This window comes from Streptomyces diastatochromogenes, from assembly GCF_002242805.1.
GTDB classification, from domain to species: domain Bacteria; phylum Actinomycetota; class Actinomycetes; order Streptomycetales; family Streptomycetaceae; genus Streptomyces; species Streptomyces diastatochromogenes.
Genome location: NZ_MCGQ01000007.1, coordinates 529881 through 554929 on the forward strand (window position 1 = coordinate 529881; position 25049 = coordinate 554929).

33 protein-coding genes are annotated in these 25049 nt (G+C 68.5%); 8 read left to right on the plus strand and 25 right to left on the minus strand.

Annotated elements, in window-relative coordinates:
* Positions 1–200 precede the first annotated feature (200 nt).
* The 6 genes from BEK98_RS06900 to BEK98_RS06925 all read right to left on the minus strand — a co-directional run bounded on the left by BEK98_RS06900 (position 201) and on the right by BEK98_RS06925 (position 4357).
* A complete protein-coding gene (locus BEK98_RS06900) occupies positions 201–1634 on the minus strand; it encodes an NAD(P)H-hydrate dehydratase (protein ID WP_208643034.1) in 1434 nt (477 codons plus the stop codon).
* Between the two features lie 45 nt (positions 1635–1679).
* Positions 1680–2051: a holo-ACP synthase gene (locus BEK98_RS06905; RefSeq protein WP_094215750.1), complete on the minus strand. Its 372-nt coding sequence runs from the start codon at positions 2049–2051 to the stop codon at positions 1680–1682.
* A gap of 10 nt (positions 2052–2061) precedes the next feature.
* Positions 2062–2667 (minus strand): class I SAM-dependent methyltransferase, encoded by a 606-nt coding sequence (locus tag BEK98_RS06910; RefSeq protein ID WP_094215490.1) that lies wholly within the window; start codon positions 2665–2667, stop codon positions 2062–2064.
* The gene (locus tag BEK98_RS06915; protein WP_094215491.1) at positions 2664–3344 is read right to left on the minus strand and encodes a glycine-rich domain-containing protein; all 681 of its coding nucleotides are present in this window, start codon (positions 3342–3344) and stop codon (positions 2664–2666) included. The genes BEK98_RS06910 and BEK98_RS06915 overlap by 4 nt, the downstream gene beginning before the upstream one ends.
* A gap of 9 nt (positions 3345–3353) precedes the next feature.
* On the minus strand, positions 3354–3854 hold the full coding sequence (locus BEK98_RS06920; protein WP_094215492.1) for a hypothetical protein: 501 nt from the start codon (positions 3852–3854) through the stop codon (positions 3354–3356).
* A 101-nt stretch (positions 3855–3955) separates the two neighbouring features.
* Positions 3956–4357: an ATP-binding protein gene (locus BEK98_RS06925; protein ID WP_094215493.1), complete on the minus strand. Its 402-nt coding sequence runs from the start codon at positions 4355–4357 to the stop codon at positions 3956–3958.
* A 131-nt stretch (positions 4358–4488) separates the two neighbouring features.
* Between BEK98_RS06925 and BEK98_RS06930 the strand changes: the two genes are divergently transcribed.
* From BEK98_RS06930 to BEK98_RS06940, 3 genes are read left to right on the plus strand one after another with little or no spacing between them, the layout of a single operon-like run.
* Positions 4489–5325 (plus strand): helix-turn-helix domain-containing protein, encoded by an 837-nt coding sequence (locus BEK98_RS06930; protein WP_094215494.1) that lies wholly within the window; start codon positions 4489–4491, stop codon positions 5323–5325.
* Between the two features lie 8 nt (positions 5326–5333).
* Positions 5334–5510 (plus strand): DUF397 domain-containing protein, encoded by a 177-nt coding sequence (locus BEK98_RS06935; protein ID WP_094215495.1) that lies wholly within the window; start codon positions 5334–5336, stop codon positions 5508–5510.
* Positions 5511–6044 (plus strand): AAA family ATPase, encoded by a 534-nt coding sequence (locus tag BEK98_RS06940; RefSeq protein WP_094215496.1) that lies wholly within the window; start codon positions 5511–5513, stop codon positions 6042–6044.
* Positions 6045–6055: 11 nt separating this feature from the next.
* Here BEK98_RS06940 and glmS read toward each other — a convergent pair whose 3' ends face one another.
* Entirely contained in the window at positions 6056–7903 is a 1848-nt protein-coding gene (gene glmS, locus BEK98_RS06945; RefSeq protein ID WP_094215497.1) for a glutamine--fructose-6-phosphate transaminase (isomerizing), read from the minus strand.
* A gap of 184 nt (positions 7904–8087) precedes the next feature.
* On the opposite strand from glmS, the gene BEK98_RS06950 reads away from it, so the two are divergent.
* The 4 genes from BEK98_RS06950 (at position 8088) to BEK98_RS06965 (ending at position 11542) form a co-directional block, all read left to right on the plus strand.
* The gene (locus BEK98_RS06950) at positions 8088–8654 is read left to right on the plus strand and encodes a carboxymuconolactone decarboxylase family protein (protein WP_094215498.1); all 567 of its coding nucleotides are present in this window, start codon (positions 8088–8090) and stop codon (positions 8652–8654) included.
* A complete protein-coding gene (locus tag BEK98_RS06955; RefSeq protein ID WP_094215499.1) occupies positions 8651–9517 on the plus strand; it encodes an RNA polymerase sigma-70 factor in 867 nt (288 codons plus the stop codon). The genes BEK98_RS06950 and BEK98_RS06955 overlap by 4 nt, the downstream gene beginning before the upstream one ends.
* A gap of 86 nt (positions 9518–9603) precedes the next feature.
* On the plus strand, positions 9604–10572 hold the full coding sequence (gene coaA / locus BEK98_RS06960) for a type I pantothenate kinase (protein ID WP_167444103.1): 969 nt from the start codon (positions 9604–9606) through the stop codon (positions 10570–10572).
* 22 nt (positions 10573–10594) lie between these two features.
* On the plus strand, positions 10595–11542 hold the full coding sequence (locus BEK98_RS06965; RefSeq protein ID WP_094215501.1) for a DUF389 domain-containing protein: 948 nt from the start codon (positions 10595–10597) through the stop codon (positions 11540–11542).
* Here BEK98_RS06965 and glmM read toward each other — a convergent pair.
* From glmM to rplM, 3 genes are all read right to left on the minus strand, one after another.
* Entirely contained in the window at positions 11539–12897 is a 1359-nt protein-coding gene (gene glmM / locus BEK98_RS06970; RefSeq protein ID WP_094215502.1) for a phosphoglucosamine mutase, read from the minus strand. The two genes, BEK98_RS06965 and glmM, sit on opposite strands and share 4 nt — an antisense overlap.
* A gap of 179 nt (positions 12898–13076) precedes the next feature.
* On the minus strand, positions 13077–13598 hold the full coding sequence (gene rpsI / locus BEK98_RS06975; protein WP_066995736.1) for a 30S ribosomal protein S9: 522 nt from the start codon (positions 13596–13598) through the stop codon (positions 13077–13079).
* Between the two features lie 42 nt (positions 13599–13640).
* A complete protein-coding gene (rplM, locus tag BEK98_RS06980; RefSeq protein ID WP_037680366.1) occupies positions 13641–14084 on the minus strand; it encodes a 50S ribosomal protein L13 in 444 nt (147 codons plus the stop codon).
* Positions 14085–14382: 298 nt separating this feature from the next.
* Here rplM and BEK98_RS06985 point away from each other — a divergent pair, with 298 nt between their 5' ends.
* On the plus strand, positions 14383–15261 hold the full coding sequence (locus BEK98_RS06985; protein WP_094215503.1) for a hypothetical protein: 879 nt from the start codon (positions 14383–14385) through the stop codon (positions 15259–15261).
* A gap of 3 nt (positions 15262–15264) precedes the next feature.
* On the opposite strand, the gene truA is transcribed toward BEK98_RS06985, so the two are convergent.
* The 15 genes from truA to rplF all read right to left on the minus strand — a co-directional run bounded on the left by truA (position 15265) and on the right by rplF (position 25037).
* The gene (gene truA, locus BEK98_RS06990; protein ID WP_094215504.1) at positions 15265–16119 is read right to left on the minus strand and encodes a tRNA pseudouridine(38-40) synthase TruA; all 855 of its coding nucleotides are present in this window, start codon (positions 16117–16119) and stop codon (positions 15265–15267) included.
* Positions 16120–16222: 103 nt separating this feature from the next.
* Positions 16223–16717: a 50S ribosomal protein L17 gene (rplQ, locus tag BEK98_RS06995; RefSeq protein ID WP_094215505.1), complete on the minus strand. Its 495-nt coding sequence runs from the start codon at positions 16715–16717 to the stop codon at positions 16223–16225.
* Positions 16718–16834: 117 nt separating this feature from the next.
* Positions 16835–17857: a DNA-directed RNA polymerase subunit alpha gene (locus BEK98_RS07000; protein WP_003966937.1), complete on the minus strand. Its 1023-nt coding sequence runs from the start codon at positions 17855–17857 to the stop codon at positions 16835–16837.
* Between the two features lie 153 nt (positions 17858–18010).
* On the minus strand, positions 18011–18415 hold the full coding sequence (gene rpsK / locus BEK98_RS07005) for a 30S ribosomal protein S11 (protein WP_003956432.1): 405 nt from the start codon (positions 18413–18415) through the stop codon (positions 18011–18013).
* A 65-nt stretch (positions 18416–18480) separates the two neighbouring features.
* Positions 18481–18861, minus strand: coding sequence for a 30S ribosomal protein S13 (gene rpsM, locus BEK98_RS07010; RefSeq protein ID WP_031167100.1), 381 nt, complete (start codon positions 18859–18861; stop codon positions 18481–18483).
* A gap of 190 nt (positions 18862–19051) precedes the next feature.
* The gene (gene rpmJ, locus BEK98_RS07015; RefSeq protein ID WP_003998809.1) at positions 19052–19165 is read right to left on the minus strand and encodes a 50S ribosomal protein L36; all 114 of its coding nucleotides are present in this window, start codon (positions 19163–19165) and stop codon (positions 19052–19054) included.
* Between the two features lie 59 nt (positions 19166–19224).
* Positions 19225–19446 (minus strand): translation initiation factor IF-1, encoded by a 222-nt coding sequence (gene infA / locus BEK98_RS07020; protein ID WP_003948620.1) that lies wholly within the window; start codon positions 19444–19446, stop codon positions 19225–19227.
* Positions 19447–19732: 286 nt separating this feature from the next.
* Positions 19733–20569: a type I methionyl aminopeptidase gene (gene map / locus BEK98_RS07025; protein WP_094215506.1), complete on the minus strand. Its 837-nt coding sequence runs from the start codon at positions 20567–20569 to the stop codon at positions 19733–19735.
* Between the two features lie 100 nt (positions 20570–20669).
* A complete protein-coding gene (locus BEK98_RS07030) occupies positions 20670–21335 on the minus strand; it encodes an adenylate kinase (RefSeq protein WP_094215507.1) in 666 nt (221 codons plus the stop codon).
* Entirely contained in the window at positions 21335–22648 is a 1314-nt protein-coding gene (secY, locus tag BEK98_RS07035) for a preprotein translocase subunit SecY (RefSeq protein WP_094215508.1), read from the minus strand. Before secY ends, BEK98_RS07030 begins: the two co-directional genes overlap by 1 nt.
* 177 nt (positions 22649–22825) lie before the next feature.
* Positions 22826–23281: a 50S ribosomal protein L15 gene (gene rplO / locus BEK98_RS07040; RefSeq protein WP_094215509.1), complete on the minus strand. Its 456-nt coding sequence runs from the start codon at positions 23279–23281 to the stop codon at positions 22826–22828.
* Between the two features lie 2 nt (positions 23282–23283).
* The gene (gene rpmD / locus BEK98_RS07045; protein ID WP_003974250.1) at positions 23284–23466 is read right to left on the minus strand and encodes a 50S ribosomal protein L30; all 183 of its coding nucleotides are present in this window, start codon (positions 23464–23466) and stop codon (positions 23284–23286) included.
* Complete coding sequence (gene rpsE, locus BEK98_RS07050) at positions 23466–24071, minus strand: 30S ribosomal protein S5 (protein ID WP_015658456.1); 606 nt, start codon at positions 24069–24071, stop codon at positions 23466–23468. The genes rpmD and rpsE overlap by 1 nt, the downstream gene beginning before the upstream one ends.
* A 39-nt stretch (positions 24072–24110) precedes the next feature.
* Positions 24111–24494, minus strand: coding sequence for a 50S ribosomal protein L18 (gene rplR / locus BEK98_RS07055; protein ID WP_053661883.1), 384 nt, complete (start codon positions 24492–24494; stop codon positions 24111–24113).
* Positions 24495–24497: 3 nt separating this feature from the next.
* Complete coding sequence (gene rplF, locus BEK98_RS07060; RefSeq protein ID WP_094215510.1) at positions 24498–25037, minus strand: 50S ribosomal protein L6; 540 nt, start codon at positions 25035–25037, stop codon at positions 24498–24500.
* Between the last annotated feature and the right edge of the window lie 12 nt (positions 25038–25049).

Here is a 25049-nt window from a genome sequence, read left to right on the forward strand (position 1 = left end):
GTGGATGGCTGCGGGTGAGTAGGGGCTGGTCGCGCAGTTCCCCGCGCCCCTGGGGAATTGCAGCCCCGTCGACCACCATGACACCGTCCGTAACTGCGGGCAGTCGTGCCGCTTGGGGCGGCACGGGTGGGCGCAGCGGCACCCCGTCAGCGCCGGGCTGCGCGACCCACCCCCGCTCAGCCCCCACTCCGGGCAACAGGTCAACCCCGTACGTCCCGCCACGCCTCCGGAATGCGCTCCGCGACGTCATGTGCCCCGACCGGCGCCCCGTCAGCCGCGAACCGCCCCGCCAGCCCATGCAGATACGCCGCCACACTCCCCGCGTCCAACGCGGACAACCCCGCCGCCAGCAAAGACCCGGCCAGCCCCGACAACACGTCCCCGCTCCCGGCCGTAGCCAGCCACCCCGTCCCCGTGGCGTTCACCCGCACAGCCCCACCCCCGGAGTCCGCGACCAACGTCGTCGACCCCTTCAAAAGCACGGTCGCCCGATACACCGCCGCCAACTCCCGCACCGCAGCCAGCCGAGCCCCCTCGACCTCCTCCCGCGGCACCCCGAGCAACGCCGCCGCCTCCCCGGCATGCGGAGTCATCAGCGTCGGCGCCGTACGCCCGGCCACGGCGTTCCGCCCGGCCAGCCGCAGCCCGTCCGCGTCGAGCAGCACCGGCACATCGGCGGTCAGCACCTCCGCCACGGTCGCCGCATCGTCCCCGGCCCCCGGCCCGGCCACCCAGGCCTGCACCCGCCCGGCCTTGGCAGGCCCCTGGTCGGACACGAGCGTCTCCGGGAACCGAGCGATGACCGCCTCCGCCGCAGGACCGACGTACCGTACGGCCCCCGCCCCACCCCGCAGCGCCCCGGAGACGGCGAGCACCGCGGCTCCCGGATACCGCGCGGACCCCGCGGCGATCCCGACCACCCCCCGCCGGTACTTGTCGCTCTCCGCCGCGGGCACCGGCAACAGCCGTGCCACATCCGCGTGCTGCAACGCCTCCAGCTCGGCGTCCGGCGGCAGGTCGAGCCCGATGTCGATCAGCCGCACCGACCCGGCGTACTCGCGCGCGGGGTCGATCAGCAGCCCCGGCTTGTGCGTCCCGAAGGTGACGGTGAGGTCGGCCCGCAGCGCCGCGCCCCGCACTTCCCCCGTGTCCGCCTCGACCCCACTCGGCAGATCCACTGCGACGACAGCGGCCCGCGACCGCTCGACGACACCGGCCAGCGCCTCCGCGTCCGGCCGCAGCCCGCCCTTGCCCCCGATCCCGACGATGCCGTCCACGACGAGGTCGGCCCGCTCGACGGCCTCTTCGGCAGCGCCGTCGGCCGCGACACACCCACCCGCCCGGAGCAGCGCCGCGAGCCCCTCGGCATGGGTCCGCTCGGGCTTCGCCAGCAGTACGGCCGTGACCCCGGCCCCGCGTCGCGCCAGCCGCGCCCCCGCGTACAGGGCGTCGCCGCCGTTGTCCCCGCTCCCGACGAGCAGCACCACCCGGCTGCCGTACACCCGCCCGAGCAGGTCCGCGCAGGCAGCGGCCAGCCCCGCGGCGGCCCGCTGCATCAGCGCACCCTCCGGAAGCCGCGCCATCAACTCCCGCTCGGCCGCCCTCACCGTCTCCACGCTGTACGCAGTACGCATGGCATCGAGTCTCCCCCGGAAACCCCGGCCGTCACACCCGGGGCATCACCCCTCGGCGACCACCACGGCCGACGCGATCCCCGCGTCATGGCTGAGCGACACATGCCAGGACCGCACCCCGAGTTCCGCCGCCCGCGCGGCCACGGTCCCCTTCACCCGCAGCCGGGGCTGCCCGCTGTCCTCGACGAACACCTCGGCATCGGTCCAGTGCAGCCCGGGCGGCGCACCCAGCGCCTTGGCCAGCGCCTCCTTGGCCGCGAACCGCGCCGCGAGCGACGCGATGCCCCTGCGTTCCCCGCTGGGCAGCAACAACTCACGCTCGACGAACAGCCGATCGGCCAGCCCAGGCGTCCGATCCAGCGACGCCCGGAACCGATCGATCTCGGCGACGTCGATTCCGACCCCGATGATGCTCATGGTGAGCACCCTACGGTGCGACCCGCCGCAGGATCGCCCGCACGATGTGCCAGTGCTTCGGCCTGCCGTGGGCGTCGTGGCCGTCGTACTCGCGCTCGGTGACGGCCACCGCCCGCAGGCCGGTGCACAGTCCGTGCACCTCGGCCCGGGTCAGGAAGGTCAGGGGCCGGCCCCACCGGGCCCAGGAGTCGTTGACGCCGAAGAAGGTACAACAGAACAGGCCGTCTTCGGTCAGTCCGGTCCGGATCGCCGCTACGACACCCGGCAGGTCCCGCCGCGGCAGGAACGGCAGTACGTGGACGGCGAGTACCAGGTCGTACCGGCCCGCCGGGATGTCGGCCTCGCGGATGTCGCGGGGGATCACGGTCAGCCGGGGGTCGCCCAGCCGCTCGGCGTACCGGAGGGTCACCGCGTCCGGGTCGACGGCGTCGACGTCGAAGCCCGCCTGCAGCAGGTGGCGGGTGTCGCTCAGCGGCCCAGCACCGATGTCCAGGGCCCGCCCGTGCCCCCGCCTCAGCAGGTCGAGAGCGTCCAGGACGAGCGAGCTCGGGCCGCGGTCCGGGCGGAGCGCGGCGTACGACGACGTGCGGCCGGACCGCGGCCCGTGCGGGGTCATCCGCTGGCTCGGAGAACCTTGTCCTCCACCAGGGCCGCCGCGAGTTCCACCTTTTCGGCGTCCGTCAGCCCGCCCGGCAGCTCGCGCACGTAGAAGGCGCCGGTGCGGGCGATGAACGCCAACGCCTCGGCGGCCAGCCGGTTGACGCTGACCAGGACCTCACCGTCGGGCGCGATCAGCCGGGTCTCGTCCCCTTCCACCCGGATCCGCTGCTGCCCCGCCTGCTCGTTCACGAGCCGACGGCGCGGGGTCAGCGTCCGGGCGTCGTACCAGACGTCGGGCAGGGCCTCGCCGAACAGGCGCTCGTAGTAGGCCCTGAACTCGTGGAACGACGGCTTCGGGCGAGGCACCGCCGTGTCCGGGACGGGCGCGTTGCTGGGGGCATGGTGGACGTACCGGCCGAAGAACCGCCGGCAGTAGGCCTCGTACTCCGTGGTGAACAGGATGAACTGGTGCCACACCTCGTCGACCCGCAGCGAGTGCATCTGCCAGGACCGGCCGGGGTCCTCGTGCGCCATCACGAAGTACCGCTTGACCTCGCGGAACAGAAGTTCCGCCTCGGCGGCCTCGTCGACTACCCGTTCCTTGAGGAGCTTCTCGATGAGATACGGCGCCGCATGGTCGACGGCCGCGCTCCAGTCGACGGCCGCGCTGCGATCGATGGCCTGGAGACTCATTGCCGCTCCCTATTCCGCCCGGAGCGCCTGCACCTGCGGCAACTGCACCTGACAGGTCGACACGCAGATGCTGCAGTCGGTGTGGCAGGTACTGCAGGGCGAATGGCAGCTCGTGCAATTGGGGTCCCAGTCGTCCGCGCGCTCCATGCGCAGCCGGGCGCGTCTCCCGATACGCAGGCGTCCGGACTCCGCGGATGGTGTGGGCGTGCCGTGGACGTCGGCGACGTTCTCCTCCCGGCGCCGCACGAGGGTGGCGTCCGCCCGCACCCAGAGCACCGTGCCGCCGAACGGCATGACCTGTGCGGGAGCCTCCTCCGCGTGGAGGATGTCCGCCCTGGGGATCCTGATGCTCTGGGACAGGTCGTAGAGGCTCGGGTACAGCTCGACGTGTTCGTTGCCGTCCGTGGACCCGACGTACCCGAAGAAGACCCTGGCCGTCGTCCCATGCCTGCGCAGGTTCCGCAGCAGCGGATGCTCCTCGATCGGGACGCCCGTGTTCTTGCCCGCCATGGTGCCTCCTGGCTCGTGTGCATGGATCTCGAAGCTACGAGCCCGTGGAGCCGGAGCGTTTGTGCCGTCGCCGACACATCATGCGTCCGGCGTAGAACGGCTCACGCCCCCAGCTCACACCACACGTACTTGCCCCGGTTGCCGAACCTGGCCGACGGCTGCCAGCCCCAGTAGTCCGCACAAGCCTTGACCAGGCCCAGCCCTCGCCCCTCCTCCACCTCACCCACCAGCGTCAACGGCCGTGGCGGTTCCGGCGGCGCGGGATCCGTGTCCCAGGCCCCGATCCAGACCACCCCCTCCGGGGAGCGGCGGACCCTGAGGGCAGCGGGCCCCTTGGTGTGGCGTACGGCGTTGGAGACCAGCTCGGTGGCGAGCAGCTCCGCTGTGTCCACGAGTCCGATCAGGCCGTGGAGGGTGAGGATCAGACGCAGGGTGCGGCGGCAGACGGTGACGGCTCTGAGGTCGTTGGGGATGTAGAGGGTGTAGTCCCAGGTTTCGGGCATGCGACAACTCCGTCTCGCTGTGTGTGCGTTACGTCACCGACGGTAGATCTAAATCTAGGGACGCAGCAAGCCGGTCGCGTAATCTGACGCCGAACGAGTCGCACCTACAGGGGCGTTAGGAGGACCAGTCGATGGTGAAGAGGCGCGAACCAACGGCACGCCAGATGCGGCTGGCAACTGAACTGCGCAGACTTCGCGAGGCTGCGGGTCTCAACTCCCGCCAGGCAGCCGCGTTGCTCGGCGTGGGCCCCGCCCAGATCACCCATATCGAGTCCGCGCTCGCGGGCGTGAGCGAGCAGCGACTCCGCCGCCTCGCCTCCCACTACGCCTGTACTCACGAGGAGTTCATCGACGCCCTGGTCGCGATGGCCACGGATCGGACGCGCGGCTGGTGGGAGGAGTACCGGAGCCAACTGCCCACGTCGTTCCTGGACCTCTCCGAGTTGGAGCACCACGCCCGGTTCCTACGTCACGTGGCAATCCTGTACGTGCCCGGCCTACTGCAGACGGAGGACTACTCGCGTGCCGTCTTCTCGTCCAGGCTGCCGGAACTGACCGGCGAAGAACTTGAGTTGCGCATCCAGCACCGAAAGGAGCGCCAGGAGTTCACCATCCCGTACGAAGCGGTGATCCACGAGGCGGCACTTCGGATCAGAGTCAGCGACCGCGCCACCTCAAAGGCTCAACTCATCCGGCTTCTTGAGCTCTCCGAAGCGGACCACATCACCTTGCGCGTCATCCCCTTTGACCTGGACGGATTCGCCACAGCCTCAAGCACGATGACGTACGTGGGTGGACCCCTGCCCAAGCTGGACACAGTGGTACGGGACGCGCCTCACGGCTCAATCCTTATCGATTCCGAGGCCCAGCTGAACACTTATCGAACGCGCTTCCGTACGGTGGAGGCAGTATCACTCGAACCGGACCAGTCCCGTGACTTCATCCACCGGCTGACAAACGACCTGTGAGGCACCCTATGGACAACTGGCGAAAGTCGTCCTACTCGGGCGAGGGCGACGGCAACGAGTGCGTGGAGATCGCAACCTCCCCCACCCACACCGCCGTCCGCGACTCAAAGGCCCCGGCCAACGCAACCCTCACCTTCCCGGCCGAAGCATTCACCCCCTTCATCAACGCCCTGAAAGGCACCTGAGTGGCAGAATTACTCCTCATCGGAGGACGAGCCGGCGTCGGCAAGACAACCGTGGCCTGGGAAGTCTCGGCCTTGCTGCGCTCCGCCACTGTCCCCCACGCCGTCATCGACGGTGACTTCATGGGGTCGGTGCACCCGGCCCCCGAGGGAGACCCTCACCGCTCGGAGATCACCGAAAGCAATCTCACCGCGGTGTGGTCGAACTACTCCCGGCGCGGCTACCGCAGGCTGATCTACACGAACACCCTCAGCGTGCTGCCAGAGGTAACCGGCATGTTCGAGCGGGCCATGGGGAGCGGGGTGAGGATCGTAAGGGTGCTGCTCACGGCCACCGATGCCACGGCCCACGAGCGGCTGGTGCGCCGGGAACTCGGGTCGGAGCTGGAGAGTGAGCTGGCAGGCAGTGCCCGTAAGGCCCGTCTGCTGGACCAGGAGGCCGCTGCGGACGCTTTGCGGATCGCGACGGACGGCAGGTCGGTCGTGGACATCGCACACGAGGTGGTGTCCACGACCGGCTGGACCGACCGCCGGTGATCCTCAGCGCCTCACTCCACCGTCACCGACTTCGCCAGATTCCGCGGCTGATCCACCTCGTTGCCCCGGGCGGTAGCCAACTCGCACGCGAAGACCTGCAACGGCACCGTCGCCACCATCGGCTGCAGCAGGGTCGGAGTCGCCGGGATCCAGATCAGATGGTCGGCGTACGGAACCACCGCCTCATCCCCCTCCTCCGCGATCACGATCGTCCGCGCCCCACGCGCCCGGATCTCCTGGATGTTGGAGACGATCTTGTCGTGGAGGACGGACCGGCCGCGAGGCGACGGCACGACCACGACCACCGGCACGTCCTCCTCGATCAGCGCGATAGGACCATGCTTCAGCTCGCCCGCAGCGAAGCCCTCGGCGTGCATGTAGGCGAGTTCCTTGAGCTTGAGGGCTCCCTCCAGCGCGACCGGATACCCCACGTGCCGCCCCAGGAACAGCACCGTGTTCTTGTCGGCCAGGGACCGGGCGAGCGCCCGTACCGGCTCCATCGTGTCCAGGACCCGCTCGACCTCACCCGAGATCTGCGACAGGTCCCGGATCACCGCACGGATCTCGTCGCCCCACTTGGTGCCCCGCACCTGCCCCAGGTACAGAGCGACCAGGTAACAGGCCACCAGCTGCGTCAGGAAGGCCTTCGTGGAGGCAACCGCCACCTCGGGCCCCGCATGCGTGTACAGCACCGCATCCGACTCGCGAGGGATCGTCGAGCCGTTGGTGTTGCAGATGGCCAGGACCTTCGAGCCCTGTTCGCGCGCGTGCCGTAGCGCCATCAGGGTGTCCATGGTCTCGCCGGACTGGGAGATGGCGATCACCAGGGAGCGGCCGTCGAGGATCGGGTCTCGGTAGCGGAACTCGCTGGCCAGTTCAACCTCGCACGGGATCCGCGTCCAGTGCTCGATGGCGTACTTGGCGATCAGGCCGGCGTGGAAGGCCGTACCGCAGGCGACGATGACGACCTTGTCGACCTCGCGCAGCTCGGACGGCGAGATCCGGACCTCGTCCAGGGTCAGGGAGCCGGCCGCGTCGATGCGGCCGAGAAGCGTGTCGGCGACAGCCTTGGGCTGCTCCGCGATCTCCTTGAGCATGAAGTAGTCGTAGCCACCCTTCTCGGCGGCCGAGGCGTCCCAGTCCACGTGGTAGGACCGCACGTCCGCCTCGCGGCCGTCGAAGCCGGTCACCGTCACGCCGTCCCGGCGCAGCTCGACCACCTGGTCCTGGCCCAGCTCGATCGCCGAGCGGGTGTGGGCGATGAACGCGGCGACGTCGGAGGCGAGGAACGCCTCGCCCTCGCCCACGCCCACCACGAGCGGGGAGTTCCGGCGCGCGCCCACGACCACGTCGGGCTCGTCGGCGTGCACGGCGACCAGCGTGAACGCGCCCTCCAGGCGGCGGCAGACCAGCCGCATGGACTCGGCGAGGTCGGCGCAGGACGAGTACTCCTCCGCCAGCAGGTGCGCGACCACCTCGGTGTCCGTCTCGGACGACAACTCGTGACCACGCTCGGCCAGTTCCGCCCGCAGCACCGCGAAGTTCTCGATGATGCCGTTGTGGACGACCGCCACCCGGCCGGCGTTGTCGAGGTGCGGATGCGCGTTCGCGTCCGTCGGGCCGCCGTGGGTGGCCCAGCGGGTGTGGCCGATGCCGGTCGAGCCCGCCGGCAGCGGCCGGTCGACCAGTTCCTTCTCCAGGTTGACCAGTTTCCCGGCCTTCTTCGCCGCGGCCAGCCCGCCGTCCGCCAGCACGGCGACGCCTGCCGAGTCGTAACCCCGGTACTCCAGCCGCTTCAGCCCGGCCATCACGACCTCGAGCGCCGACTGCGACCCCACATAACCCACGATTCCGCACATGAGCGGCAGCCTACGATCCAACGCCCCTCGAAACCGCCCTCCGCTTGCCCGAATTCGGAAATTCCCACCGGGGTACGAAGCTCTACGACGCCCCGGATCATCAACTCGGCGGGTGTCACACACGCTGGCCCGGCGGTGTCTTCATGTCAGACAGGCCGACAGGCCACCGGACAAGGAGAACCGCATGACACCGCGTATTCCGAAGGCCGAGCTTCCCACCGAGCTGAAGGAGAACATGATCAAGCAGCTCGGTGCCGTGCCCGAGCCCGTCGAGGTGGCGTTCAACAACCCCGCCCTCGCCCTGGCCAACCTGGAGTTCGGGGCCAGGGTGGCCGAGTGGGACGCGGCCGACGCGAGCCTCAAGTCGTTCGCGCACATGGCCGTCGCGGCGCAGGTCGGCTGCAGCTGGTGCCTCGACATCGGCTACTTCCAGGCGCAGAACCAGCACCTGGACCTGCCCAAGGCGAGCCAGGTGCCGCGCTGGCGGGAGTCGGACGTGTTCACGCCGCTGGAGCGGGACGTGATGGAGTACGCCGAGGCCATGACGAACACGCCGACGACCGTCACCGACGAGCAGTCGGCGAGCCTGCTGGACCGGCTCGGCCCGGCGGCGCTGGTCGAGCTGACCGTGTTCATCGCCTTCGCCAACTTCGCTACCAGGACCAACACGGCGCACGGGATCACGTCGCAGGGCTACTCCGACGCGTGCGAGATCCCCCTGGCCGCGCGATCCGCGAACTCCGGCGCATGACCGAGGACCCGTTCGTCGCCCATCGCGGCCTGTTGTTCACCGTCGCCTACGAGATGCTCGGGTCGGCGGCCGACGCGGAGGACGTGCTGCAGGAGTCCTGGCTGCGGTGGGCCGACGTCGACCACACACAGGTGCGTGACCCGCGGTCGTACCTCGTCCGGACCGTCACCCGGCAGGCGCTCAACCGGCTGCGCACGTTGTCGCGCAGCCGCGAGGACTACGTGGGCGAGTGGCTGCCGGAACCGCTGCTGACCAGCCCCGATGTCGCCGAGGACGTCGAACTCGCGGAGAGCGTCTCGATCGCGATGCTCACCGTGCTGGAGACACTCGCGCCGACCGAGCGGGCGGTCTTCGTGCTCCGCGAGGTCTTCGAGCTGTCGTACGGCGAGATCGCCGAGGCCGTCGGGAAGTCCGCGGCCGCGGTGCGGCAGATCGCGCGCCGGGCCCGCGAGCACGTGGCGGCCCGGCGGCCGCGGGTGGAGGTGGGCCGGTCGGAGCAGCAGGCGGTGGTGGACCGGTTCCTGGCCGCGTTGCGCACCGGACAGCTCAAGGAGCTGATGGAGGTCATGGCGCCGGACGTGGTCCTGATCACCGACGGGGGCGGGCTCGTGGCCGCCGCACTGGCTCCCCTCCACGGGGTCGAACTCGTGGCGCAGGTGCTCGCGGGCGCGCACCGGAAGGTGGCCGCGTTCGAGACGACGGCGGTGTGGCTCAACGGCGCTCCCGCGGGCCGGCTCGACTTCGACGGCGAGCCGTCCACGGTGAGCCTCACGGTGGAGAACGGGCGGATCACCCGCATCTACGTGGTGCGCAACCCACGGAAACTGACCCGCCTCAACGAGCCGTCCGCACTCACCCGGTAGGCCGCACAACGCTACGTGACGCACCCCACCCCGCAGTCCCGTTCAAACTCCGTTAACAATGGACTGTGATCTCACCGGTCTCCTCGATGCCCCGGAGCGCCCACCGGCCCAGGCCGGAGGCGACTCCCTACGTCGACCTCACCCGTTCCGAGTGGAGCGCGCTGCGCGACAAGACTCCGCTGCCGCTCACCGCCGAAGAGGTCGAGAAGGTGCGCGGCCTCGGCGACGTCATCGACCTCGACGAGGTGCGGGACATCTATCTCCCGCTCTCCCGCCTTCTCAACCTCTACGTCGGCGCCACGGACGGGCTCAGAAGCGCCTTGAACACGTTCCTGGGCGAGCAGGGCTCCCAGTCCGGCACGCCCTTCGTGATAGGGATCGCCGGATCCGTGGCGTGCGGCAAGTCGACCGTGGCCCGTCTGCTCCAGGCCCTCCTGTCCCGTTGGCCCGAGCACCCGCGCGTGGAGCGGGTCACAACCGACGGCTTCCTGCTGCCGACCAAGGAGCTCCAGGCCCGCGGACTGATGTCGCGGAAAGGATTCCCCGAGTCGTACGACCGCCGGGCACTGACCCGGTTCGTCGCCGACATCAAGGCCGGAAAGGACGAGGTCACCGCACCCGTTTACTCCCACCTCATCTACGACATCGTCCCGGACGAGAAGCTCGTCGTACGCCGGCCCGACATCCTGATCGTCGAGGGCCTGAACGTCCTTCAGCCCGCCCTCCCCGGCAAGGACGGCCGCACCCGCGTCGGCCTCGCCGACTACTTCGACTTCAGCGTGTACGTCGACGCGAACGCCGACGACGTCGAGAGCTGGTACCTCAACCGCTTCAAGAAGCTGCGCCAGACCGCCTTCCAGGACCCGTCCTCGTACTTCCGCAAGTACACCCAGGTCTCCGAGGAGGAGGCCCTCGACTACGCCCGCACCCAGTGGCGGACGATCAACAAGCCCAACCTGGTGGAGAACATCGCCCCCACCCGCGGCCGCGCCACCCTGGTGGTGCGCAAGGGCCCGGACCACAAGGTGCAACGCCTCCGCCTCCGCAAGCTGTAGGAGGGCCTGTTAAAAAGGCGCCATGCTGCATCTGCGCCTGATCACCCCGTCCGAGACGACCGACGAGGTGGTGCGGCTGATCGAGAACACGGTCGGCACCGCACACCTCGTCGTCGTACCGGGCGCTGCCCGCAACCCCGTCGGCGACGTGGTGATGTGCGACGTCGCCCGCGAGGCGGGCGACGAACTCATCGCCGGACTGCGGCGGCTGGGCCTGGACGAGACCGGTTCGATCGCCGTGGAGAACATCGACCTCTCGCTGTCCCGGCGGGCCGACAAGGCGGAGGACGAGGCGCCGGGCGAGGGCGCGGACGCGGTCCTGTGGGAGGGGCTGACCGACGCGACCCACGAGGAGTCGACCCTGTCGTACACCTACGTCGCCTTCATCACACTGGCCACGATGATCGCCGCCTGCGGTGTGGTGCTGGACAACGCGATCCTGATCGTGGGCGCGATGGCGGTGGGGCCGGAGTTCGGTCCGCTGGCCGGCATCTCCACGGCCCTGGTGCAGCGCCACCCACGCCTCGCGCTGCGCTCCCTGACCGCGCTGCTCGTGGGCTTCGCGGTGGCGATGGCGGTGACGGTCGGCTTCAGCCTGTTCATGGACGCCCTCGGGCTGTTCCACCGGTCCGACCTGGAGGGCAAGCGCCCCAACACCGCGTTCGTGTACGCCCCCGACGCCTTCTCGTTCATCGTCGCGGTCCTGGCCGGCATCGCCGGCACGCTGTCCCTGACCTCCGCCAAGTCGGGCGCGCTGGTGGGCGTGGCCATCTCGGTGACGACGGTCCCGGCCGCCGCCAACGCGGCCGTCGCCCTCGCCTACGGCGACACGGAACAGACGGCCGGCTCGACGGTCCAGCTCCTGCTGAACCTGCTGGGCATCGTCCTCGCGGGCACCCTCACCCTGCTGGCCCAGAAGTGGTTCTGGGCCAGACACAGGGAACAGAGGGAACAGAGGGCGGCGCTCTAACCGAGGGCGGACTTCACGGCGTCGGCCAGCCGCCCGGCCACCGACCGGGCCTGGTCGATATCCGCCGCCTCGACCATCACGCGCACCAGCGGCTCCGTACCCGAGGAACGCAGCAGCACCCGCCCGGTCGACCCCAGCTCCCGCTCCGCCTCGGTGACGGCGGCGGCCAGGTCGGCGGACGTCTTCACCCGGGACTTGTCCACATCCGGCACGTTGATGAGGACCTGCGGCAGCCGCTCCATGACCGCGGCCAGCTCCCGCAGCGAACGACCCGTCTCCGCCACCCGCGCCGCCAGCAGCAGCCCGGTCAGCGTGCCGTCACCGGTGGTCGCGTGGTCGAGGATGATCACGTGCCCGGACTGCTCACCGCCCAGGGCGTACCCGTGCTGCTTCATCTCCTCCAGCACGTACCGGTCGCCCACGGCGGTCTGCACCAGCCGGATCCCCGCCCGCTCCATCGCCAGCTTGAAGCCCAGGTTGGACATCACGGTCGCGACCACGGTGTCGGAGCGCAGCTCGGAGCGCTCCCGCAGCGCCAGCGCGAGCACGGCCAGGATCTGGTCGCCGTCCACCTCCTCGCCGGTGTGGTCCACGGCCAGGCAGCGGTCGGCGTCACCGTCGTGCGCGATACCGAAGGCCGCACCGTGCTCGATCACGGCGGCCTTCAGCTTGTCCAGGTGGGTGGAGCCGCAGCCGTCGTTGATGTTGAGCCCGTCCGGCTCGGCACCGATCGTGACGACCTGGGCGCCGGCCCGCGAGAACACCTCCGGCGAGACCCCCGCGGCCGCGCCGTGCGCCTCGTCCAGGACGATCTTCAGCCCGTCGAGACGGTTCGGCAGCGCCGCCAGCAGATGGGCGATGTACTGCTCGAAGCCCTCGTCGTACGACCGCACACGCCCGACCCCGGCACCGGTGGGCCGCTCCCAGGGCTCGCCGTGGCGGTGGGACTCGTACACGGCCTCGATCTTGTCCTCGAGCTCGTCGGCGAGTTTGTGACCACCGCGGGCGAAGAACTTGATGCCGTTGTCCGGCATGGCGTTGTGGCTGGCGGAGAGCATCACGCCCAGGTCGGCGCCGAGCGCGCCGGTCAGGTACGCCACCGCCGGCGTCGGCAGGACGCCCACGGTCAGCACGTCCACGCCCGCGCTGGCCAGGCCCGCGACCACGGCCGCCTGCAGGAACTCCCCGGACGCACGCGGGTCCCGTCCGACCACCGCCGTCGGCCTGTGGCCCTCGAAGGTGCCCGCCTCGGCCAGCACATGCGCCGCCGCCACGGACAGGGCGAGCGCCATCTCGGCCGTCAGGTCCGCGTTGGCGACACCGCGCACGCCGTCCGTGCCGAAGAGTCGTCCCACTTGTCCTCCAGAGGAAGCGTCATTGCTGCCGGGAATGATGGCAGGCGGCTGAAGATCCGATCACACCAGCCTTTGAGCGTCTTGTGTCGTTATACGCCCTGGGCTGGGATAAACGAACGCCCCGACGGCACATGTGGCGTGCCGCCGGGGCGTTCGGAGTACGAGCAGGCAGCTGCTGATTAGCGCTTGCTGTACTGCGGGGCCTTGCGGGCCTTCTTCAGACCGGCCTTCTTGCGCTCGACCGCACGGTCGTCGCGCTTGAGGAAGCCGGCCTTCTTGAGCGGGCCGCGGTTGTTGTCGACGTCGGCCTCGTTCAGCGCACGGGCGACACCGAGACGGAGCGCACCGGCCTGACCGGAGACACCGCCACCCGCGATGCGGGCGATGACGTCGTAACGGCCGTCGAGCTCGAGCACCTTGAAGGGCTCGTTGACTTCCTGCTGGTGCACCTTGTTCGGGAAGTAGTCCTCGAGGGTGCGACCGTTGATCTTCCACTTGCCGGTGCCCGGAACGATCCGGACGCGGGCGATGGCGTTCTTGCGACGACCCAGGCCGGCGGCCGGCTGGGGCTCGCCGAAGCGGGAAGCCAGGGACTCCGAGGTGTACTCACCCTCGACGGGGACCTCGGACTCGGTGGTGTAGCTGTCGATGTCGACGAGCTCGGTCTCTTCGAGCGGCTGCTCGGCAGTGGTCTCGGCCACGATTCTCCTCAGATTCTCTTCAGTCTTAGGGGGTGGCCGGACTTACTGCGCGACCTGGGTGATCTCGAACGGCACCGGCTGCTGGGCAGCGTGCGGGTGCTGGTCACCCTTGTAGACCTTCAGCTTCGAGAGCATCTGACGGCCCAGCGTGTTCTTGGGGAGCATGCCCTTGACGGCCTTCTCGATGGCCTTCTCGGGGTTCTTGTCGAGCAGCTCGTCGTAGCGGACGGAGCGCAGACCACCCGGGTAGCCGGAGTGGCGGTACGCCATCTTCTGGGTCCGCTTGTTGCCGGACAGGTGCACCTTGTCGGCGTTGATGATGATGACGAAGTCACCGGTGTCGACGTGGGGCGCGTAGATCGGCTTGTGCTTGCCCCGCAGGATGGAGGCGGCGGTGCTGGCGAGACGACCCAGGACAACGTCCTGAGCGTCGATGACGTGCCACTGGCGCGTCACATCGCCGGGCTTGGGGCTGTACGTACGCACGGTTCGTAGCCTTCGCTTCGAGTGAATGGTCCTGAACAGGTCACCGAAACGATCACGACAGCCCTGACCGCACCGCGGTGACGCAAACCGCGTGCTGATCGCTGGTCATCGGCCCGGTGGACCGGTGTAAGGGCCCGTCCCGTGAGAATGAGCAAGCCAATACACAACGAAGAAGCAGAATACCTGGGCGCCCCCGGCAGGGTCAAAACGAGGCTCTTCCCCCTCATGTCGAGGGACAAACGAGGCATGCCGACCGACGCGCTCCAGCACCCCCCGGCCCCCGTCTAAGATGCGCCCCATGAGTTACGGGCAGGGGGGACCCCAGTCTCAGTGGGATCCCTGGAAACCGAATTCCCAGCAGCCCTGGAGCAGCGGCGGTGACGACGGGACTCCGGACTGGGCCGCGCTCGCCGAGGCATCGGAGACGCGGAACAAGCGCCGCAGAGTGCTGTTCATCGGCGGCGGCGCGCTCGCGACGATCGCGGTCGGCACCGCCGTCGCGATGGCCGTCGTCTCCGCGAACAGCGACAACGACGCCTCGGGCAACCCCACCAACCTGCCCGCCAGCGCCTCGCTGCCGAGCGGCTCGGCGACGGCGCCGTCCTTCGCCCCCACCAGCGCCCCGCCTCCGCTGGACCCGAAGGACTTCATATCCAGCGTGAAGAAGGACACCGCGCCGCTGAGCCCCGAGACGCTGTTCCCGGGGACGCAGCTGACCATGGGCAGCACGGTGTACAAGAAGGGCGCCACCGCGGACACGAAGAACTGTGCCTCCGCCGCCGACGCGACCCTGCCCAAGATCCTCACCGCGAACGGCTGCACCCGCCTGATCCGCACCAGCTACACCAAGCCGGGCATCGCGATCACCGTCGGCGTCGCCGTCTTCGACACCCAGGCCCAGGCGGCCAAGGCCAAGGCCCAGACCGACAACCGGAGCATCGTGCGCTCGCTGGCCGGCAAGGGCGTCAAGCCCTTCTGCGACGGCGCGGTCTGCTTCTCGACCCGCAACACCGTCGGCCGCTACGCCTACTTCACGATCACCGGCTTCACCAACGGCAAGAACGTCACCAAGAAGGACACCCAGGCCTTCTCCGTCAGCGACGACCTGCAGGAGTTCACCTTCCGGCAGATCTACCGCCGCGGCGAGGCCCAGGCCTCGGCCGCAGCGAACCGGTAGGTCTCAGCAGCACCCCGCCGACGGAAGCGAGCGCTTGTTCCTGGCCTCCTTGTTCCGGGCGGCCAGCAGCTCGTCGGCGGGGTAACCGACCTCCTCCAGGGTCAGCCCGTGCGGTCGTACGACGTGCACGGCGGAGTCCCGGACACCCGCGGCCAGCACCTTCCCGGGCCACTCCGGGCCGCGGTGGCCGTCCCCTACGAACAGCAGCGCGCCGATCAGCGAGCGCACCATGTTGTGGCAGAACGCGTCGGCCCGCACGGTCGCGGTGATGATCCCGTCCGCACCCTTGACCAGGCTCAGCTCCTGGAGCGTACGGATCGTGGTCGCACCCTCACGCCGCTTGCAGTACGCGGCGAAGTCGTGCTCGCCGAGCAGCGCCCGCGCGGCCTCGTTCATGGTGTCCACGTCGAGCGGCCAGTCGTGCCAGAGGACGTGGTTGCGGAGAATCGGGTCGACACCACCGGGGTTGTCGGTGACCCGGTAGGCGTACCGGCGCCAGACGGCGGAGAAACGGGCGTTGAAGCCGCTCGGCGCCGGCCTGAGGGCCCAGACCCGCACGTCCCTCGACAAGCGCCCGGCGAGGCGCTTGAGCAGCTTCTGGTTGTGCTCACGCCAGACCTCCTCGGGCAGGTCCACGTGCGCCACCTGGCCGCGCGCGTGCACCCCGGCATCGGTCCGCCCGGCCACGGTCAGCTCGTACGTCTCCCGCGACCGCGTCACCGTCCGCAGGGCGTCCTCGATCTCCCCCTGCACGGTCCGCTTGCCGCCGGCCTGCTTGGCCCAGCCGTGGAAGTCGGTGCCGTCGTAGGAGATGTCGAGGCGGACACGGACGTACCCGGGCTGTACTTCGTCACTCACGTAGGAATCCTCTCAGGGCCGCGCCCCTGCAAAAAACGTGGGGAAGAACGCGAAAGCGGGCCCGCCCCGAAGGGCGGACCCGCTTCCAGCGTCAGGCAGAGCCTCAGGCGTCCTTGGACTCCTCGGCAGCGGCCTCCTCGGCCGGAGCCTCGGTGGTCTCGGCAGCCTTGGCCTCCTCGGCCTCCTTGACCGCACGCTTGGTGGCGGCCTCGGCCTCACCGGTCGCCTGCTGGGCAACCGTCAGCGCCTCGACCAGCTCGATGACGGCCATGGGCGCGTTGTCGCCACGGCGGTTACCGATCTTGGTGATGCGGGTGTAACCACCCGGACGGTTCTCGTAGCGCGGGGCGATCTCGGTGAAGAGCGTGTGGACGATGCTCTTGTCCGTGATGACCTGGAGCACCTGACGGCGGTTGTGAAGGTCGCCCTTCTTCGCCTTGGTGACCAGACGCTCGGCGTACGGGCGCAGGCGGCGGGCCTTCGCCTCGGTGGTGGTGATACGGCCGTGCTCGAAGAGGCTCTTCGCCAGGTTCGCGAGGAGCAGCTTCTCGTGCGCGGCGCTGCCGCCCAGACGGGCACCCTTGGTGGGCTTCGGCATTGTTCTTCTCCTGTGTGTCTGCCCCGGCCGTGTCAGGTACCGAGGTCAGTATCCGAGCAGGCGGTTGCCTGTCGGAGATCCGGGGTCCGCTTGCGCGAACCCCGGAGGTGGTGGAGATCAGTACTGCTCGGTCTCCACGAAGCCCGCGTCCGCGTCGTCGTCGGCGCCGAAGGCGTCGGCAGCGGCGGTCGGGTCGAATCCGGGCGGGCTGTCCTTGAGGGCCAGGCCCATGCCGGCCAGCTTCGCCTTGACCTCGTCGATGGACTTCGCACCGAAGTTGCGGATGTCCAGGAGGTCGGCCTCGGAGCGCGCGACCAGCTCACCCACGGAGTGGATGCCCTCACGCTTGAGGCAGTTGTAGGAGCGGACCGTGAGCTCCAGCTCCTCGATCGGCAGCGCCAGGTCGGCGGCAAGGGCGGCGTCCGTGGGGGACGGGCCCATGTCGATGCCCTCGGCGTCGATGTTCAGCTCGCGGGCGAGACCGAACAGCTCGACCAGGGTCTTACCGGCGGAGGCCATGGCGTCACGGGGACGCATCGCCTGCTTGGTCTCGACGTCGACGATCAGCTTGTCGAAGTCGGTGCGCTGCTCGACACGCGTGGCCTCGACCTTGTACGTGACCTTGAGAACCGGCGAGTAGATGGAGTCGACCGGGATACGGCCGATCTCCTGGCCCACCTGCTTGTTCTGCACGGCGGAGACGTAACCGCGACCGCGCTCGACGGTCAGCTCCATCTCCAGCTTGCCCTTGCCGTTGAGCGTGGCGAGGACGAGGTCGGGGTTGTGCACCTCGACACCGGCCGGGGGCGCGATGTCGGCGGCGGTGACCAGACCCGGACCCTGCTTGCGCAGGTACATCACGACCGGCTCGTCGTGCTCCGAGGAGACGACCAGCTGCTTGATGTTGAGGATCAGGTCGGTGACGTCCTCCTTGACGCCCGGCACGGTGGTGAACTCGTGCAGGACGCCGTCGATGCGGATGCTGGTGACAGCAGCGCCGGGGATCGACGACAGGAGGGTACGGCGGAGGGAGTTGCCGAGGGTGTAGCCGAAGCCCGGCTCCAGCGGCTCGATCACGAACCGGGAGCGGAACTCGTCGACGACCTCTTCGGTCAACGAGGGACGCTGAGCGATCAGCATGTGTGGATCAGATCCTTCTTTCGTGGACGCCCGCTATTTGACGCCCGACGGAAACCGCACCCATGAAAAGCGCGGGTACTGCAAGGGTACGGGCGGCACGACCCGAAGGAGCCGTACCGCCCGGAACCAAAGCCTGCTGGAAGCAGCCGTGCGTCAGACGCGGCGGCGCTTCGGCGGGCGGCAGCCGTTGTGCGGGGTCGGGGTGACGTCCTGGATGGAGCCGACCTCGAGGCCCGTGGCCTGCAGGGAGCGGATCGCGGTCTCACGACCGGAGCCCGGGCCCTTGACGAACACGTCGACCTTGCGCATGCCGTGCTCCTGGGCGCGGCGGGCAGCCGACTCGGCGGCCATCTGCGCGGCGAACGGCGTGGACTTCCGGGAGCCCTTGAAGCCGACGTGGCCGGCGGAGGCCCAGGAGATCACGTTGCCCGACGGGTCCGTGATGGACACGATCGTGTTGTTGAACGTGCTCTTGATGTGCGCGTGGCCGTGAGCGACGTTCTTCTTTTCCTTGCGGCGCACCTTCTTGGCAGCGCCCTGACGTCCCTTGGGGGGCATCTACTAACTCCTACGGGAGGTGGTCGGTCCTACAGCGAAGACCGTGGACTGAGGTCCGCTGCGGACTACTTCTTGCCCGGCTTCTTCTTGCCGGCGATGGCGCGACGCGGGCCCTTGCGGGTACGGGCGTTGGTGCTGGTGCGCTGACCGCGGACGGGCAGGCCGCGGCGGTGCCGCAGACCCTGGTAGCAGCCGATCTCGACCTTGCGGCGGATGTCGGCCTGGATCTCGCGACGGAGGTCACCCTCGGTCTTGATGTTGTTGTCGACGTACTCGCGGATCGCGACCAGCTGCTCTTCGGTCAGGTCACGAACACGGGTGTTCGGGTCGATGCCCGTCTCCGCCAGCGTCTGCTGCGAAAGGGTCCGGCCAATGCCGAACACGTAGGTGAGGGCGACCTCCACGCGCTTTTCGCGCGGGATGTCAACACCGGAAACGCGTGCCATTCAATGGCTCCAGTTGATCTTCGGAGGTCTTCCGCAGGACCGACTCCCAGCCGCCGTACGAGGTACGGACTGGGTCCCCGGCCTCCGAACCGGGGGTGTCGAGCCACCGTGGGCTCGGGACCTGCGTATGAACATATTCAGCTTGCGTCGCGCGAATCTCTGCGATGGATGCAGAGGGATCGGTCGTGCGTCAGCCCTGGCGCTGCTTGTGGCGCGGGTTCTCGCAGATGACCATGACCCGACCGTGACGGCGGATCACCCTGCACTTGTCGCAGATCTTCTTGACGCTCGGCTTGACCTTCATGGGATTGAGGTTCTCCGGGTCAGTGCCACCACCCCGCCGGAACGGGATGCGGGCAAGATCTACTTGTAGCGGTAGACGATCCGGCCACGCGTCAGGTCGTACGGAGACAGCTCCACCACGACCCGGTCGTCAGGGAGGATGCGGATGTAGTGCATACGCATCTTGCCGCTGATGTGTGCCAGGACCTGGTGGCCGTTCTGGAGCTCGACCTTGAACATGGCGTTCGGCAGAGACTCGACGACAGTGCCCTCGATCTCGATGGCACCTTGCTTCTTGGCCACGCTTCGCCCTTCGAATCGACTACCTTGATCGACTCTCTCGCTTGCCCCGTGGGACAAGTTGCGAGCGCATGCGGACATGCGGGTACACGAGAGCCGACGAGTCAGTCTACGTCAGCGCACCCGGAAACACGAATCGAGGGAGTCTGCCCCGCAGCGGAGATCGCTATGCCGACCGTCCGCGCCGCGGCTGTGGGCAGTCGTTCCGCAGGGGCGGAACGGGTGGGCACGGCCGCACCCGCACTCGCGCACGGCGAGCAACCCACCACAGGCAGTAGGCGTACGGCGCTTACGCCAGCGGATCAGGAGCGGCGGTGATGCCGTACTCCGCCAGCTTCGCCTTGCCACCGTCCGGGGCGGTCAGGACCAGCGGCCCCTCCGCGGTCAGCGCGACCGAGTGTTCCCAGTGGGACGACCACGTGCCGTCCGTGGTGATGACCGTCCAGTCGTCCTCGAGGACCTCGGTGCGCGGGGTGCCGAGGGAGACCATCGGCTCGATCGCGAGGCAGAAGCCGGGCACCAGCTTGGGGCCCTTGCCGCGGCGGCGGTCCACGTAGTTCAGCAGGTGCGGGTCCATGTGCATCTCGGTGCCGATGCCGTGGCCGCCGTAGTCCTCGATGATGCCGTAACGGCCGCCGCCGGGCTTCGGCTGGCGGCGGATGTACGTCTCGATGGCCCGGGAGACGTCGACCAGGCGGTTGCCCTGCTTCATGGCCGCGATGCCGGCCCACATCGACTCCTCGGTCACCCGGGAGAGTTCGATCAGCTCCGGAGCGTGACCGGAGCCCACGAAGGCGGTGTACGCGGCGTCGCCGTGCCAGCCGTCGACGATCGCGCCGCAGTCGATGGAGATGACGTCGCCGTCCTTCAGGACGACCTCGTCGGAGGGGATGCCGTGGACCACGACGTCGTTGACCGAGGTGCAGATCGTCGCGGGGAAGCCGCCGTAGCCGAGGAAGTTCGACTTGGCGCCGTGCTCGGCGAGCACCTTGCGGGCGACCTCGTCCAGGTCCTTGGTGCTCGCGCCCGGCACCGCCGCCTCCCGGGTGGCCGCGTGGATCGCGGCGACGACCAGGCCCGCCGCACGCATCTTGGCGATCTGCTCGGGCGTCTTGATCTGCACCATGGGGGGCCTGCGCTCTCCGTCACTCAGGTCGACTGGTTTACCTACACAACACTACGGCCGCGGCGCCCGGGCAGGGCACCGCGGCCGGAAGAACCGCGATCTACTTGTTCTCGGCCTTCTCGCGCTTGAGCGCCTCCAGCGCCCGCTGCGTGATCTCGTCCACCGGACCCAGGGAGGAGATCGTCACGACCAGGCCCTGCGCCTTGTAGTAGTCGATGATCGGCTCGGTCTGCGTGTGGTAGACCTCCAGCCGCGTGCGGACGGTCTCCTCGGAGTCGTCGTCGCGCTGGTACAGCTCACCGCCGCAGACGTCGCACACACCCGCCTGCTTCGGCGGGCTGTACGTCACGTGGAAGACGTGGGACGAGTCGTTGCGGCAGATGCGCCGGCCGGCGATCCGCTTGACGACCTCCTCCTCCGGGACCTCCAGGTCCAGGACGGCGTCCAGCTTGATGCTCTCTTCGTCCAGCAGCCGGTCCAGCGCCTCGGCCTGCGAGACGTTGCGCGGGAAGCCGTCCAGCAGGAAGCCGTTCTCCGCGTCGGGCTGCTCCATCCGGTCCTTGGCCATCGCGATGGTGACCTCGTCGGGTACGAGGTTGCCGGCGTCCATGTAGGACTTCGCGAGCTTGCCCAGCTCGGTCTGCTGGCTGATGTTGGCCCGGAACAGGTCGCCGGTGGAGATGTGCGGGATGGCCAGCTTCTCTGCGAGCCGGACGGCTTGCGTTCCCTTACCGGCACCGGGCGGCCCGACGAGGACGATACGCATCAGCGGAGGAACCCTTCGTAATTGCGCTGCTGGAGCTGGCTCTCGATCTGCTTCACCGTCTCGAGACCGACACCCACGATGATCAGGATGCTGGTACCGCCGAAGGGGAAGTTGTTCGAGGCATTGAACCCGACCAACGCCATTGTTGGCACGAGAGCGATCAGACCCAGATACAGCGAACCCGGCCAGGTGATCCGGTTGAGCACGTAGCTCAGGTACTCAGCGGTCGGTCGGCCAGCCCGGATGCCCGGGATGAAGCCACCATACTTCTTCATGTTGTCGGCGACTTCCTCGGGGTTGAAGGAGATCGCCACGTAGAAGAACGCGAAGAAAACGATGAGCAAGAAGTACAGAGTGATGTAAATCGGGTGGTCGCCCTTGGTCAGGTTGTTCTGGATCCACTGCTTCCAGCTCGAGTTGCTCCCCGAGAACTGCGCGACCAGCGCCGGGATGTAGAGCAGCGACGAGGCGAAGATGACGGGAATCACACCCGCCTGGTTCACCTTGAGCGGGATGTACGTGGACGTACCACCGTAGGAACGACGTCCGATCATGCGCTTCGCGTACTGCACCGGGATGCGGCGCTGGGCCTGCTCCACGAAGACGACGAGCGCGACCATGACCAGGCCGACCAGGATGACCGTGCCGAACTCGATCCAGCCGCCGGCCAGGGTGCCCTGCTTCTTGATGGCCCACAGCGCGGACGGGAACGTGGCCGCGATCGAGATGAACATCAGGATCGACATGCCGTTGCCGATGCCGCGGTCGGTGATCAGCTCACCGAGCCACATCACGACGGCCGTACCGGCGGTCATGCAGATGACCATGGTGATGGTGGTGAAGATCGCCTGGTCCGGGACGATCGAGTTGGCGACCTGACAGCCGTTGAACAGCGCACCACTGCGGGCGGTGGCCACCAGACCCGTGCCCTGCAGGATGGCCAGCGCCACCGTCAGGTACCGGGTGTACTGGGTGATCTTCGCCGTACCCGCCTGGCCCTCCTTCTTCAGGGCTTCCAGACGCGGGATGACCACGGTCAGCAGCTGAAGGATGATGCTCGCCGTGATGTACGGCATGATCCCGAGCGCGAAGATCGTGATCTGGAGCAGTGCGCCACCGCTGAACATGTTGACCAGTCCGAAGAGGCCCTGGTTGGCGGACGCCTCGTCCATGCACTGCTGGACGGCCTTGTAGTTGACGCCCGGGATCGGGACGTGGGTACCGACCCGATAGACCACGATGATGGCCAGCGTGAACAGCAGCTTCTTGCGCAGGTCGGGCGTCCTGAACGCCCGGGCGAACGCGGTGAGCACGGTGCCTCCTGCGACCCCCGCGCAACTGCGTCAAGGGTGACGGTCTTGAGGTTCGACGGATACAGAAAACGAACAGTGCAGGCCACCTTACCGGCGACACTGCCCCCCTTGGAACGACCGACCGGGGATACCTCGGTGTGAGGTACCCCCGGTCGGGATCGCTTTACGTCCTCAAGCTCAGATGAGCTCGGTGACCGTACCGCCTGCGGCGGTGATCTTCTCCTTGGCGGAGCCGGAGACGGCGTCGACCGTCACCTGCAGCGCCACGGAGACCTCGCCCTGGCCGAGGACCTTGACGAGGCTGTTCTTGCGAACGGCACCCTTGGCCACGAGGCCCTCGACGGTGACCTCTCCACCCTCAGGGTAGAGCGCGGCCAGCTTGTCGAGGTTCACGACCTGGTACTCGGTCTTGAACGGGTTCTTGAAGCCCTTCAGCTTCGGGAGGCGCATGTGGAGCGGCATCTGGCCACCCTCGAAGCGCTCCGGAACCTGGTAACGGGCCTTCGTACCCTTGGTACCACGACCGGCCGTCTTACCCTTCGACGCCTCACCACGACCGACACGGGTCTTGGCGGTCTTGGCGCCCGGGGCGGGACGGAGGTTGTGGATCTTGAGCGGGTTCTGCTCCGCCATGATCAGTCGACCTCCTCGACCGTCACGAGGTGGCGGACGGTGTGCACCATGCCGCGGAACTCGGGGCGGTCCTCCTTGACGACCTGCGTGTTGATGCCCTTGAGACCAAGGGAGCGCAGGGTGTCGCGGTGGTTCTGCTTGCTGCCGATGTAGGACTTGACCTGCGTGATCTTCAGCTGAGCCATCACGCACCCGCCCCGGCACGCGCACGCAGCAGAGCCGCGGGAGCGACGTCCTCGAGCGGCAGACCACGGCGGGCCGCGACCTCCTCGGGACGCTGCAGGCCCTTCAGGGCCTCCACGGTCGCGTGCACGATGTTGATCGCGTTGTCGGAGCCGAGCGACTTCGACAGGATGTCGTGGATACCGGCGCACTCGAGCACGGCACGCACCGGACCACCGGCGATAACACCGGTACCCGGGGACGCGGGCTTGAGCAGCACGACGCCGGCAGCCTTCTCACCCTGGATGGGGTGGGGGATGGTGCCCTGGATACGGGGGACCTTGAAGAAGTGCTTCTTGGCCTCCTCAACACCCTTGGCGATGGCGGCCGGCACCTCCTTGGCCTTGCCGTAACCGACACCCACGGTGCCGTCACCGTCGCCCACCACGACCAGCGCGGTGAAGCTGAAGCGACGACCACCCTTCACAACCTTGGCGACGCGGTTGATCGCGACAACGCGCTCAACGTACGCGGTCTTCTCGGCGGCAGCAGCGCCGCCGTCACGGCCCTTCCGGTCCCGCCGCTCGCCGCCACCGGCACCGCCACCGCGGCGCTGGGGTCCAGCCATTGGAATTACCTCTCTCTGTTTCCGCTAGCTACGGCAGGCTCAGAACTTGAGCCCGGCTTCGCGGGCGGCGTCCGCCAGGGCGGCGATGCGCCCGGCGTACTGGTTGCCACCACGGTCGAACACGACAGCCTCGACACCGGCGGCCTTGGCACGCTCGGCGACCAGGGCGCCGACCTGCTTGGCCTGCGCGGACTTGTCGCCCTCGCCACCACGCACGGACGCGTCCAGGGTGGACGCGGACGCCAGGGTGTGGCCCTTGAGGTCGTCGATCACCTGCGCCACGATGTGGCGGTTGGAGCGGGTAACGACCAGACGGGGACGCTCCGCCGTACCGGAAAGGTTCTTGCGAATCCGGATGTGACGGCGCTTGATCGCGGCGCGCTTGTAGGCGTCGCCCTTCAGGATCTTCTGCCCGTATGCCATGGCTTACTTACCCGCCTTTCCGACCTTGCGGCGGATGACTTCGCCCTCGTACTTGACGCCCTTGGCCTTGTACGGGTCGGGCTTGCGCAGCTTGCGGATGTTGGCCGCAACCTCGCCGACCTTCTGCTTGTCGATGCCCTCGACCGAGAACCGGGTGGGGGCCTCCACCTTGAAGGTGATGCCCTCGGGGGCCTCGACGACGATCGGGTGGCTGTAGCCCAGAGCGAACTCCAGGTTCGAACCCTTGGCGGTCACGCGGTAACCGACACCACTGATCTCGAGCTTCTTCACGTAACCCTGGGTCACGCCGGTGATCATGTTCGCCACCAGCGTGCGGGACAGGCCGTGCAGGGCCTTGTTCTGACGCTCGTCGTTGGGGCGGGTCACCTGGAGGGTGCCGTCCTCGTTCTTGACGATCTCGATCGGCGCGACGATGGTGTGGGTCAGCTCGCCCTTGGGGCCCTTGACCGCGACCGTGCTGCCGTCGATGGTGACGTCCACGCCGGCGGGAACCGTGATGGGGAGCTTGCCAATACGCGACATAGCTGTTTCCTC

Excerpts from the sequence above, each read along its gene's own strand:
- BEK98_RS06920 (WP_094215492.1), bottom strand. The coding sequence starts at position 3,854 with ATGGCGGGCAAGAACACGGGCGTCCCGATCGAGGAGCATCCGCTGCTG.
- rpsK (WP_003956432.1), bottom strand. The coding sequence starts at position 18,415 with ATGCCCCCCAAGGGACGTCAGGGCGCTGCCAAGAAGGTGCGCCGCAAG.
- BEK98_RS06900 (WP_208643034.1), bottom strand. The coding sequence starts at position 1,634 with ATGCGTACTGCGTACAGCGTGGAGACGGTGAGGGCGGCCGAGCGGGAG.
- rplR (WP_053661883.1), bottom strand. The coding sequence starts at position 24,494 with ATGGCATACGGGCAGAAGATCCTGAAGGGCGACGCCTACAAGCGCGCC.
- BEK98_RS06950 (WP_094215498.1), top strand. The coding sequence starts at position 8,088 with ATGACACCGCGTATTCCGAAGGCCGAGCTTCCCACCGAGCTGAAGGAG.
- BEK98_RS07000 (WP_003966937.1), bottom strand. The coding sequence starts at position 17,857 with ATGCTGATCGCTCAGCGTCCCTCGTTGACCGAAGAGGTCGTCGACGAG.
- BEK98_RS07030 (WP_094215507.1), bottom strand. The coding sequence starts at position 21,335 with ATGCGTATCGTCCTCGTCGGGCCGCCCGGTGCCGGTAAGGGAACGCAA.
- rplO (WP_094215509.1), bottom strand. The coding sequence starts at position 23,281 with ATGGCGGAGCAGAACCCGCTCAAGATCCACAACCTCCGTCCCGCCCCG.
- rplF (WP_094215510.1), bottom strand. The coding sequence starts at position 25,037 with ATGTCGCGTATTGGCAAGCTCCCCATCACGGTTCCCGCCGGCGTGGAC.
- BEK98_RS06905 (WP_094215750.1), bottom strand. The coding sequence starts at position 2,051 with ATGAGCATCATCGGGGTCGGAATCGACGTCGCCGAGATCGATCGGTTC.
- BEK98_RS06925 (WP_094215493.1), bottom strand. The coding sequence starts at position 4,357 with ATGCCCGAAACCTGGGACTACACCCTCTACATCCCCAACGACCTCAGA.
- rpmD (WP_003974250.1), bottom strand. The coding sequence starts at position 23,466 with ATGGCTCAGCTGAAGATCACGCAGGTCAAGTCCTACATCGGCAGCAAG.
- rplQ (WP_094215505.1), bottom strand. The coding sequence starts at position 16,717 with ATGCCGAAGCCCACCAAGGGTGCCCGTCTGGGCGGCAGCGCCGCGCAC.
- rpsM (WP_031167100.1), bottom strand. The coding sequence starts at position 18,861 with ATGGCACGCGTTTCCGGTGTTGACATCCCGCGCGAAAAGCGCGTGGAG.
- rpsE (WP_015658456.1), bottom strand. The coding sequence starts at position 24,071 with ATGGCTGGACCCCAGCGCCGCGGTGGCGGTGCCGGTGGCGGCGAGCGG.
- BEK98_RS06985 (WP_094215503.1), top strand. The coding sequence starts at position 14,383 with ATGAGTTACGGGCAGGGGGGACCCCAGTCTCAGTGGGATCCCTGGAAA.
- glmS (WP_094215497.1), bottom strand. The coding sequence starts at position 7,903 with ATGTGCGGAATCGTGGGTTATGTGGGGTCGCAGTCGGCGCTCGAGGTC.
- BEK98_RS06965 (WP_094215501.1), top strand. The coding sequence starts at position 10,595 with ATGCTGCATCTGCGCCTGATCACCCCGTCCGAGACGACCGACGAGGTG.
- BEK98_RS06915 (WP_094215491.1), bottom strand. The coding sequence starts at position 3,344 with ATGAGTCTCCAGGCCATCGATCGCAGCGCGGCCGTCGACTGGAGCGCG.
- BEK98_RS06955 (WP_094215499.1), top strand. The coding sequence starts at position 8,651 with ATGACCGAGGACCCGTTCGTCGCCCATCGCGGCCTGTTGTTCACCGTC.
- map (WP_094215506.1), bottom strand. The coding sequence starts at position 20,569 with ATGGTGCAGATCAAGACGCCCGAGCAGATCGCCAAGATGCGTGCGGCG.
- BEK98_RS06935 (WP_094215495.1), top strand. The coding sequence starts at position 5,334 with ATGGACAACTGGCGAAAGTCGTCCTACTCGGGCGAGGGCGACGGCAAC.
- rpmJ (WP_003998809.1), bottom strand. The coding sequence starts at position 19,165 with ATGAAGGTCAAGCCGAGCGTCAAGAAGATCTGCGACAAGTGCAGGGTG.
- BEK98_RS06930 (WP_094215494.1), top strand. The coding sequence starts at position 4,489 with ATGGTGAAGAGGCGCGAACCAACGGCACGCCAGATGCGGCTGGCAACT.
- coaA (WP_167444103.1), top strand. The coding sequence starts at position 9,604 with ATGCCCCGGAGCGCCCACCGGCCCAGGCCGGAGGCGACTCCCTACGTC.
- BEK98_RS06910 (WP_094215490.1), bottom strand. The coding sequence starts at position 2,667 with ATGACCCCGCACGGGCCGCGGTCCGGCCGCACGTCGTCGTACGCCGCG.